Annotated in this window: 9 protein-coding genes and 1 pseudogene; 3 read left to right on the top strand and 7 right to left on the bottom strand. The window is 72.1% G+C overall.

Annotation, left to right across the window (positions count from 1 at the left end; all coding sequences use genetic code 11):
• The 6 genes and pseudogenes from VMF51_RS04185 to VMF51_RS04160 form a co-directional block, all read right to left on the bottom strand.
• Positions 1–241, bottom strand: a pseudogene (locus VMF51_RS04185) (NADH-quinone oxidoreductase subunit F); the annotation flags it as partial.
• On the bottom strand, positions 238–891 hold the full coding sequence (nuoE, locus tag VMF51_RS04180) for an NADH-quinone oxidoreductase subunit NuoE (protein ID WP_325473145.1): 654 nt from the start codon (positions 889–891) through the stop codon (positions 238–240). The gene nuoE and the pseudogene VMF51_RS04185, both read right to left, overlap by 4 nt.
• Positions 888–2,228, bottom strand: coding sequence for an NADH-quinone oxidoreductase subunit D (locus tag VMF51_RS04175; RefSeq protein WP_325473144.1), 1,341 nt, complete (start codon positions 2,226–2,228; stop codon positions 888–890). Before VMF51_RS04175 ends, nuoE begins: the two co-directional genes overlap by 4 nt.
• Positions 2,228–2,959 carry an NADH-quinone oxidoreductase subunit C gene (locus VMF51_RS04170; protein WP_325473143.1) on the bottom strand — a complete coding sequence of 244 codons (732 nt, stop codon included), beginning with the start codon at positions 2,957–2,959 and terminating at the stop codon, positions 2,228–2,230. Before VMF51_RS04170 ends, VMF51_RS04175 begins: the two co-directional genes overlap by 1 nt.
• Positions 2,956–3,510, bottom strand: coding sequence for an NADH-quinone oxidoreductase subunit B family protein (locus VMF51_RS04165; protein ID WP_325473142.1), 555 nt, complete (start codon positions 3,508–3,510; stop codon positions 2,956–2,958). The genes VMF51_RS04170 and VMF51_RS04165 overlap by 4 nt, the downstream gene beginning before the upstream one ends.
• A gap of 138 nt (positions 3,511–3,648) precedes the next feature.
• On the bottom strand, positions 3,649–4,008 hold the full coding sequence (locus VMF51_RS04160) for an NADH-quinone oxidoreductase subunit A (protein WP_325473141.1): 360 nt from the start codon (positions 4,006–4,008) through the stop codon (positions 3,649–3,651).
• Between the two features lie 412 nt (positions 4,009–4,420).
• Between VMF51_RS04160 and VMF51_RS04155 the strand changes: the two genes are divergently transcribed.
• The 3 genes from VMF51_RS04155 to VMF51_RS04145 are packed head-to-tail and all read left to right on the top strand — an operon-like array spanning position 4,421 to position 9,088.
• Positions 4,421–4,882, top strand: a complete 462-nt coding sequence (locus VMF51_RS04155; protein WP_325473140.1) for a hypothetical protein — start codon at positions 4,421–4,423, stop codon at positions 4,880–4,882.
• On the top strand, positions 4,879–5,313 hold the full coding sequence (locus VMF51_RS04150) for a hypothetical protein (protein WP_325473139.1): 435 nt from the start codon (positions 4,879–4,881) through the stop codon (positions 5,311–5,313). The genes VMF51_RS04155 and VMF51_RS04150 overlap by 4 nt, the downstream gene beginning before the upstream one ends.
• Positions 5,314–5,362: 49 nt before the next feature.
• Complete coding sequence (locus VMF51_RS04145) at positions 5,363–9,088, top strand: hypothetical protein (RefSeq protein WP_325473138.1); 3,726 nt, start codon at positions 5,363–5,365, stop codon at positions 9,086–9,088.
• A 9-nt stretch (positions 9,089–9,097) separates the two neighbouring features.
• Here the strand turns inward: VMF51_RS04145 and VMF51_RS04140 are convergent, their stop codons facing one another.
• A complete protein-coding gene (locus tag VMF51_RS04140; protein ID WP_325473137.1) occupies positions 9,098–9,787 on the bottom strand; it encodes a demethylmenaquinone methyltransferase in 690 nt (229 codons plus the stop codon).
• Positions 9,788–9,806 lie beyond the last annotated feature (19 nt).

Below are 9,806 nucleotides of genomic sequence, written 5' to 3'. Positions count from 1 at the left end.
CGTTGACCACGAGATAGTGCGGCTTGCCGTCTCCCTGCGGGATGAAGCCCCACTTGCTGCCGGTCGGGAAGCCGGCGCCGCCGCGGCCACGCAGCCCGGAGTCCTTGACCAGCGCGATGACGCTATCCGGGTCCATCGAGGTCAGTGCTTTGCGGGCAGCGGTGTAATCACCGCCGTAGCCGTCTAAGGTCCACGACCTCTCGGCATCCCAGTTGTTGGAGAGGACCGGCGTGAGCCTCACCCGTTGTCTCCTCGTTCGCGAGCGAGCTTCAGACCTTCCAGCGTCGCCGGGCCCGCGCCGATGCCCTCATCGGCGCGACCGTCAGTGAAACCGGCGAGCACTCGCTCCGCCTCGCGCCAAGTGCACACCGATGACGCACCACGGGTCGGCACCACCGGCTGCCCGGAACGCAGGTCGTCGACCAGCTGCCGCGCCGACTCCGGCGTCTGGTTGTCGAAGAACTCCCAGTTGACCATCACGACCGGCGCGAAGTCGCAGGCCGCGTTGCACTCGATGTGCTCAAGTGAAACCTTGCCGTCCTCGGTGACGCCGTTCTGCGACCTGATGCCGGTGTGCTCCTTCAACGCCTCGTAAATCGCGTCGCCGCCCATGACCGCGCACAGCGTGTTGGTGCAGACCCCGACGTGGTAGTCGCCGACCGGCTTGCGCTTGTACATCGTGTAGAACGTCGCGACGCCGCTGACGTCGGCCGCGGAGATGCCGAGGATGTCGGCGCAGGCCTCGATCCCCTCGGGGGTGATCCGGCCCTGGGCCGACTGCACCAGGTGCAGCATCGGCAGCAGGCCCGAGCGCGCCTCGGGGTAGCGGGCGGCGATCTGCTCGAGCTCGGCGTACGTCGCGTCGCTGATCTCGTTCGTGGGGTGACTCACCGGTCGACGCCTCCCATGACGGGGTCGATGGACGCGATCGCGACGATGACGTCGGCGATCATGCCGCCCTCGCTCATCACGCTCGTGGCCTGCAGGTTCGTGAACGACGGGTCGCGGAAGTGCGCCCGGAACGGGCGGGTGCCCCCGTCGGAGACGACGTGCGCGCCAAGCTCGCCGCGCGGCGACTCGACCGGCACGTACGCCTGGCCGGCCGGGACCCGGAAGCCCTCGGTCACCAGCTTGAAGTGGTGGATCAGCGCCTCCATCGACTCGCCCATGATGTGGCGGATGTGGTCGAGGGAGTTGCCCATGCCGTCGGACCCGATCGCGAGCTGGCTGGGCCAGGCGATCTTCTTGTCGTCGACCATCACCGGCGCGCCCTCGAGACCGGCCAGCCGGTCGGCCGCCTGCTCGATGAGCTTCAGCGACTCCCACATCTCGTTCAGGCGGATCCGGAACCGGCCGTAGGCGTCAGCGGTGTCCCAGGTCTGGACCTCGAAGTCGTAGGTCTCGTAGCCGGAGTACGGCTCGGACTTGCGCAGGTCCCACGGGTAGCCGGTGCTGCGCAGCACCGGGCCGGTGAGCCCGAGCGCGAGGCAGCCCTCCAGGTCGAGGTGGCCGACCCCCTCGAGGCGGGCCTTGAAGATCGGGTTGGCGTTGCAGAGGGCGGCGTACTCGGGGAGCCGCTTCTTCATCAGCGCCACGAAGCCGCGGATCTCGTCGAGCGCTCCCGGGGGGAGGTCCTGGGCGACGCCGCCCGGCCGGATGAAGGCGTGGTTCATCCGGAGCCCGGTGATCAGCTCGAACAGGTCGAGGACCAGCTCGCGCTCCCGGAAGCCGATCGTCATCACGGTCAGCGCGCCGATCTCCATGCCGCCGGTGGCGATCGCGACCAGGTGGCTGGAGATGCGGTTGAGCTCCATCAGGAGCACCCGCATGACCTGCGCCTTCTCCGGCACGTCGTCCTCGATGTCGAGCAGCCGCTCGACGCCGAAGACGTACGTCGCCTCGTTGAACAGCGGCGAGAGGTAGTCCATCCGGGTGCAGAAGGTGACGCCCTGCACCCAGGAGCGGTACTCCATGTTCTTCTCGATGCCGGTGTGCAGGTAGCCGATGCCGCACCGGGCCTCGCTGACCGTCTCGCCCTCGATCTCGAGGATCAGGCGGAGCACGCCGTGCGTCGACGGGTGCTGCGGACCCATGTTGACGACGATCCGCTCCTCGACCTCCTCGGCGAGACCCTCGGCGATCTGGTCCCAGTCCTGGCCGGTGACCGTGAACACCCGGCCCTCGGAGGTCTCGCTCGTGCCTGCGTACAGGTCTTCAGTCGTGCTCATTAGTTGTACGACCTCCGCTGGTCCGGCGGCGGGACGGAGCCGCCCTTGTACTCCACGGGAATGCCGCCCAGCGGGTAGTCCTTGCGCTGGGGGTGGCCCGGCCAGTCGTCGGGCATGAGGATCCGGGTGAGCGCCGGGTGACCGTCGAAGATCAGCCCGAACATGTCGTACGTCTCGCGCTCGTGCCAGTCGACGGTCGGGTAGACCGTGACGATCGAGGGGATGTGCGGGTCGCTGTCGGGCGCGGTCACCTCGACCCGGATCCGGCGGTTGTGGGTCATCGAGAGCAGGTGGTAGACCGCGTGCAGCTCGCGGCCCGTGTCGGCCGGGTAGTGCACGCCGTTGACCCCGGCGCAGAACTCGAAGCGCAGCCTCGGGTCGTCGCGGAGCACCTGGGCGACGGCCGGCAGGTCCTCCCGGCGGATGTGGAAGGTGATCTCGCGGCGGTGGATGACGACGCTCTCGACGGCGTGCTCGACACCGCCGGCGGCGAGGGCCACGTCGAGCGCGCTCGCGACCTCCTCGTGCCAGCCGTCGAAGGGCCGCTGGGCGGCCCCGGGGAGGACGACCGGCTGCACCAGGCCGCCGTACCCGCTGGTGTCACCGCTGCCCTTGACCCCGAACATCCCGCTGCGCACGCCGACGGCGTGCACCTCGGGGTCGGTGGTGGCGGGGGCGTTCTCGGGCGACTGGTCGACCGCCGCCTGGTCGGGGGCCTTCTCGTCGCTCATCGCAGCAGCCCCTTCATGTCCGAGGTGGGCAGCGCCTTCAGCGCGGCGTTCTCGCGCTCCTCGATCTCGGCCAGCCGGTTCGCGCCGAGCTTCTTGGTCTGGACCTGCTCGTGGAGCTTGAGGATCGCGTCGATGAGCATCTCCGGGCGCGGCGGGCAGCCCGGGAGGTACATGTCGACGGGGACGACGTGGTCGACGCCCTGGACGATCGCGTAGTTGTTGAACATGCCGCCGCTGCTGGCGCACACGCCCATCGCGAGCACCCACTTCGGCTCGGGCATCTGGTCGTAGATCTGGCGCAGGACCGGCGCCATCTTCTGGCTGACCCGGCCGGCGACGATCATCAGGTCGGCCTGGCGCGGGCTGGCCCGGAAGACCTCCATGCCGAAGCGGGCCAGGTCGTACTTCGGACCGCCGCTGGTCATCATCTCGATGGCGCAGCAGGCCAGGCCGAAGGTGGCCGGCCAGAACGACGCCTTGCGCATGTAGCCGGCGACGCCCTCGACGGTCGTCAGCAGGACGCCGCTCGGGAGCTTCTCCTCGATGCCCATGTCAGATCTCCCAGCTTGTTGAGAGTTGTGAGGCGCTGTGCATGCCAAGGCCGACGAGGGAAGTCGACCTTGGTGCGGAGCGCAGCGGAGCGGTCGACGACCGAGGAGAACGCAGGCAGGTGCAGTGCATCGCAGCTCTCAATCCCACTCGAGGCCGCCGCGTCGCCACACATAGGTGTAGGCGACGAAGACGGTGGCGATGAAGATGACCATCTCGATCAGGCCGAACAGCTTCATCGCGTCGAAGTGCACGGCCCACGGGTAGAGGAAGATGATCTCGATGTCGAAGACGATGAAGAGCATCGCGGTGATGTAGTACTTCACCGGGAACCGGCCCCCGCCCACGGGCTGGGGCGTCGGCTCGATGCCGCACTCGTAGGAGTCGAGCTTCGCGCGGTTGTAGCGCTTCGGCCCGACCAGTGCGGACATGGCCACCGATCCCACGGCGAACAACGCCGCGAGCGCGGCCAGGAACAGCACCGGGGTGTAGAGCTCCATGCCGTCGGCCTCCTGTGACTAGAGCCTCGTGACCGTCTCGGATTGTGACTTTGTGAACTGAATCACGAAGTGTCGTGGCGCACATACTGCCACTGCTCGCCGACGCCTGCACGGCAGGGTCCGATAACGGCGACAACCCCTCTGACCAGCGCATTTAGTGCATGGGAGCGTGCCCTAATTCGCGGCCCGCTGACCTGCACGAACGCTTCCGCGTGCCGCAGATCACGCGGACCGGCTCCCGCACGCGCCGGCGCGGTCACAGCGACACGCGCGGCGTGGTAGGCGCCCCACGGTCGGGCCGCGGCCCGCCCGGCGAAAGGGGACAGCGGGCCGTGGCGTCCGGGTCGCCGGGACACCGAGCCTGGGCGGCGACCGTCGGCCCCGACCGACCCCTGACCCTGGAGGACCTCCGATGAAGCGCAGCACCCGTGTCACCGCCGTCGCCGCCGGCACCGCCGTCTCCCTCGCCACCGCCGGTGTGGCCTTCGCCCTGTGGAGCGCCAACGGCTCCGGCGCCGGCTCGGCGTCGACGGGGACCGCACGCAACCTCACCGTCACCGCCGCGGCGACCGACGCCGGCCTCTACCCCGGCGGCCCGGCCGGCGCCGTGGGCTTCAGCGTGACCAACCCCAACCCGTACCCCGTCACCCTCACCGGCGTCTCGTACGGCGACCTCGACGCCAGCGGGTCGTGCGGCACCGACGACGTCGTCCTCTCCGGCACCGCACCCACCAGCCTGAATCTCGCCGTGCCCGCCGGAGGCACCGCGGCGGGCACCCTGCCCGGCGTGATCGGCCTGGCCGAGGACGCCGGTGACGAGTGCCAGGGCGTCACGCTGAGCGTCGACCTGTCCCTCAGCGGCTCGCAGCGGTGACCACGGCCCCACGGCGCAGGCGGGTCGTCGCGATCGTCTGCGCCGTCCTGCTCGGGACGGGCCTGCTCCAGCTCACCGCCCTCGCGGTGCCGGGCTCGTGGGACAAGCAGCGCCGTCCCGTCCTGAGCGTGACGCAGAAGGGCAAGGTGACCGGGCTCTACCCGGGCCGGACCGCCACGGTTCCCGTGGTGGTCCGCAACACCTCCCGCAAGTCCGTCCGCCTGCGCAGCGTCACCGCCCGCCCGAAGGCCGCCGGCACCTGTCCCGCCTCGATGCTCCGCGCCGGGACGGTGCGCACGAAGAAGGTCCTCCGGCCGCGCCGCAGCGTGACCGTGAGGGTCCCGGTGCAGCTGCTCCGCGCCGCGCCGAACGCCTGCCAGGGACGCACGTTCCGGCTCGCGTTGAAGGCCACCGGCAAGCAGCTGCGCTGACCCCGCCGCTACGCCCCCTCCCCCGTCGTACTCGCTCAGGAGAACTCCCATGCCGCGCACCCGCCCCCGGCTCGTCACCATCCTTCGCTGCGTGCTGGTCGCCGTACTGACGCTCGGCGTCGGCGCCGTCGCCTGGGCCGGCTGGAGCTCGGACGCCCAGGGCGCCGCCGCAGCCCGGACGGCCCAGCTGCCGGCTGCGGACGCCCCGACGGCCTCGGGCGTGGCGGGGGGCGCCGACGTCGCCTGGACCGCCGTCCGGGTCGGCGAGGTCCCGGCGAGCGGCTACCGGGTGCTGCGCCGACACGAGGAGTCCGGGGCCACGGTGCCGGCGACGGGTGCCTGCGCGGGTGTCGTGACCGCCACGTCGTGCCGCGACACGGCCGTCGAGCCCGGCACCTGGACCTTCGCGGTCCGTGCCGTGCTGGGTCCCTGGACCGGACCCGCGTCGGAACCGAGCGCCCCGGTCGAGGTGTCCGGCGAGGTCGAGGCGAGCATCGAGGTGACCCCGCGCGAGGCGAGTCCCGGCGACGACGTCGGGGTCTCCGGTGCCGGCTGGCCGGCCGGCACCGAGGTGCGGGTCGAGCTCGGGAGCGCTGAGGTCTGCACACTGACCTCCGCCGACGACGGTCGGGTCGCGGACACCTGCCCGGTCCCCGGCCTCCCGACCGGGAGCCATGCCGTCCGCGCCGTCGGAGGGGTGCGCGTCGCGACCTCCGGTGCGGTCGTCGTACGGCCGGTGCTGCGCCAGGTGAGCCCGGCCGTCACCGCCGGCGGCCGGCTCGCGCTCCGGCCGCGGGGCTTCGCCGCCGGTGCTCAGCTGCAGGTCACCCTGGGCGAGCGTCCCCTGGGCACCCTCACCACCGACAGCCACGGCCAGACGGCGGCGCCGGGCCAGGTCGCCGTCCCGGCGGACCTGGATACGGGGACGTACGTGCTCCGGGTCACCGACCCGGCGGGCGGCGAGGCGACGGGCTCCGTCGACGTGGTCACGGCGAGCCTGCAGGTCGCTCCCGCCGCCGCTGCTCCGGGCGAGCGGGTGAGCGTCACCGGCGCCGGCTGGCCCGAGTCCGAGCAGTCGGTCCAATTGCTGGTCGGCACCTCCTCGCTGTGCTCGCTGACGCCCGACGAGTCCGGCTCCGTCTCCGGCTCCTGCACGGTCCCCGACGTCCTCGGCGGCGCCCGCGAGGTCCGGGCCTCCAACGGGGTCGCCACCGCGACCACCACCTTCGACGTGCTGGCCTCCGTGCACCCGGCCACCCCGTCGGTCACGGCGGGCGCCCCGCTCACCCTCACCGGCCGCGGCTTCGCCGCCTCCGGCCAGCAGGTGTCGATCACGGTCGGCGGGGTCACCGTCGTCCCGACCGGCTCCGCCACGGTGGGCACCGATGGTCGGGTCAGCGCCACGATCACGGTGCCGGCGCTCGACGGCGGGTCCCAGGAGATCACCATGACCGAGCCGGGCGGGCGCTCCGCCACGGGTTCGGTCGACGTCATCGCACCTCGGCTCGTGCTGTCCCGGCACACCGGAGCGCCCGAGAGCACCTTCCAGGTCAGCGGGAGCGACTGGCCCGCCGATGCCACCGTCGTCGTCCACGTCGGCTCCATCAACCCCTGCTCGTTCATCGCGAACGCCAGCGGCTCCTTCGGTCCGAGCACGTGCACCGTGCCGTACCTCGCCGGCGGCAACCACCCCGTGCGGGCGAGCGGGGGCGGGGCGCAGGTGAGCGTGCCCGCCGGGTTCACCGTCGTGGGCAGCGTCTCGGCGAGCCCTGCCCGGGTCGCCGCCGGTCAGAGCGTCACCCTCGCCGCGATGGGCCTCGCCGCCGGCAGCGACGTCACCTTCACCCTGGGCGGGACGATCGTCGCGACCGGCCGCACCACCACCAGCGGCCAGGTCAGCTCGGTCTCCGCCACCGTCCCCGACCTCGCCCCCGGCACCCATCCACTCCAGGTCACCGACGCGGCCGGCAACACCGCCACCACCGACCTCACCGTCTTCGCCCCGACCGTCCAGCTCACCCGCCACACCGGGGCGCCCGGCAGCACCCTCCAGGTCAGCGGGCAGGACTGGCCCGGTGGTGCCGTCGTCGCCATCCACATCGGCGACGTCAACCCCTGCTCGTTCATCACGAACGCCACCGGGTCGTTCGGCCCGAGCACCTGCACCGTGCCGTGGATCGCGGCCGGCGACTACCAGGTGCGCGCCGCCGGCGGCGGCGTGCAGTCGGTCCTCCCCACCGCTTTCACCGTCGTGGGCATCGTCTCCTCGAGTCCGACGCGGGTCGCCGCCGGTCAGAGCGTCACCCTCGCCGCGTCGGGCCTGGCCGGCACCTCGGACGTCACCTTCACCCTGGGCGGCACCACCGTGGCGACCGGCCGCACCAGCACCAGCGGCCAGGTCAGCTCGGTCTCCGCCACCGTCCCCGACCTCGCCGCCGGCACCCATCCGCTGCAGGTCACCGACGCGGCCGGCAACACGGCCACCTCCGAGATCACCGTCTTCGCGCCCACCCTCCAGCTCACCAGGGACTCCGGTGCACCGGGCACGACCTTCCAGATCAGCGGACAGGACTGGCCGGCCGGCTCCGTCGTCGCCTTCTACGTGGGCGACGTCAACCCCTGCTCGTTCGTCGTGAGCGCGACGGGATCGTTCGGCCCGGGGACCTGCAGCGTGCCGTTCGTCGCCGGCGGGTCCTACCCGCTGCGCGCGACCGGTGGTGGCGTCGACCTACGCCCGCAGGGAACGTTCACCGTCGTCGGCGAGGTCACCGCCACTCCCGCCCGGGTGACAGCAGGCCAGTCCACCACCCTGAGAGCGTCCGGACTCGCCGCCACCTCCGACATCACCTTCAGCATCGGCGGAAGTGCCGTCGCCACCGGTCGGACCAACACCAGCGGCCAGGTCAGCTCGGTCTCCGCCACCGTCCCCGCGCTCGCCGCCGGTGCTCATCCCCTCAGGGTCACGGACGCCGCCGGCAACACGGCCGACGCCGAGGTCACGGTCTTCGCGCCCACCGTCGAGCCGTCCACCCGCAGCGGAGCACCCGCGAGCACGTTCCGGGTCAGCGGGCGGGACTGGCCCGCCGGCGTCAACGTCACCATCCACGTCGGCGACGTCAACCCCTGCACGTTCCAGACCGATGCCGCGGGCGCCTTCGGGCCCGGCACCTGCACCGTCCCGAATCTCGCCGGGGGTGGCTACGACCTGAGAGCCGCCGGCGGCGGACCCGCGATCTCCGCCGGGACGTTCACCGTGGTCGGCAGCGCCACCGCGACACCGGCCCGGGTGGCCCCCGGCCAGACGACCCGGCTCGACGCCGTCGGGCTCGCGCCGGGCAGCGACGTGACCGTCTCCCTGGGCGGTGCCGACCTGGCCACCGGGCGCACGGACAGCTCCGGACAGGTCCGCAACCTGGCGGTGCCCCTGCCCGACCTCCCCGCAGGCCCCCACGAGCTCACGGTCACCGACGCGGCCGGGGGCACCGCGACCGTGACGCTGACCGTGCACCGCGTGACCCTGGTCCCGGCAGTGACCTCCGGCGCGGCCGACAGCAGGTTCCGGGTCGACGGGTCGAACTGGGTCCCGGGGAGCACCGTCGTCGTGTCCATCGGCGGGACGCACAGCTGCACGACCGTGGCCTCCGCGCAGGGCGTGCTCGCCGCCTCGTCCTGCCAGGTCCCCCAGCTCGCCCCGGGGACGTACGACGTACGCGCCACCGGCGGCGGCCCGACGCTCACCCTGCCGGGAGCGTTCACGATCCTGCCGCCGGGCTGAGCGCCCGCCTCAGCAGGTCGCGCGGTGCAGGGCGACGATGCCGCCCGAGAGGTTCTGCCACTCCGGGCGGGTCCAGCCCGCCTTCGCGATCATCGCCGCGAGACGCTCCTGGTCGGGCCAGGCCCGGATCGACTCGGCGAGGTAGACGTAGGCGTCCGGCGAGGACGAGACCGCCCGTGAGATCGCGGGCAGCGCCTTCATCAGGTACTCCAGATAGACCGTCCGGAACGGCGCCCAGGTCGGGTGGCTGAACTCGCAGACCACGAGCCGGCCGCCCGGCCTGGTGACGCGGCGCAGCTCGGTCAGGCCGGCGAGCGGGTCGACGATGTTGCGCAAGCCGAAGGAGATCGTGACGGCGTCGAAGGTGTCGTCCGCGAAGGGCAGCCGGGTGCCGTCGCCGGCCGTGAACGGCAGGTGCGGGCGGGCCTGCTTCCCCACCTGCAGCATCCCGAGGGAGAAGTCGCACGGGACGACCCGCGCGCCGCGGTCGGCGAACGGCTGGCTCGACGTACCGGTGCCGGCGGCGAGGTCGAGGACCCGCTCCCCCGGCTGCGGGTCGACCGCAGCGATCACCGACCGGCGCCACCGCCGGTCCTGACCCAACGACAGGACGTCGTTGGTGACGTCGTAACGACGCGCGACCGCGTCGAACATGCGTCGGACGTCGGTCGGCTGCTTGTCCAGCTCTGCACGGGCCACCCGCACAGGCTAGAGCCGT

It is taken from the genome of Nocardioides sp. (assembly GCF_035503875.1).
Classification (GTDB): Bacteria; Actinomycetota; Actinomycetes; order Propionibacteriales; family Nocardioidaceae; genus Nocardioides.
Note: the sequence above shows the minus strand (reverse complement) of the source record. Positions and strands in the feature narration are given on the sequence as shown.

What these genes read in the sequence shown, in the direction of transcription:
- VMF51_RS04160 (WP_325473141.1), bottom strand. Translation starts at nt 4,008, where the DNA reads ATGGAGCTCTACACCCCGGTGCTGTTCCTGGCCGCGCTCGCGGCGTTG.
- VMF51_RS04145 (WP_325473138.1), top strand. Translation starts at nt 5,363, where the DNA reads ATGCCGCGCACCCGCCCCCGGCTCGTCACCATCCTTCGCTGCGTGCTG.
- VMF51_RS04165 (WP_325473142.1), bottom strand. Translation starts at nt 3,510, where the DNA reads ATGGGCATCGAGGAGAAGCTCCCGAGCGGCGTCCTGCTGACGACCGTC.
- VMF51_RS04175 (WP_325473144.1), bottom strand. Translation starts at nt 2,228, where the DNA reads ATGAGCACGACTGAAGACCTGTACGCAGGCACGAGCGAGACCTCCGAG.
- VMF51_RS04170 (WP_325473143.1), bottom strand. Translation starts at nt 2,959, where the DNA reads ATGAGCGACGAGAAGGCCCCCGACCAGGCGGCGGTCGACCAGTCGCCC.
- VMF51_RS04155 (WP_325473140.1), top strand. Translation starts at nt 4,421, where the DNA reads ATGAAGCGCAGCACCCGTGTCACCGCCGTCGCCGCCGGCACCGCCGTC.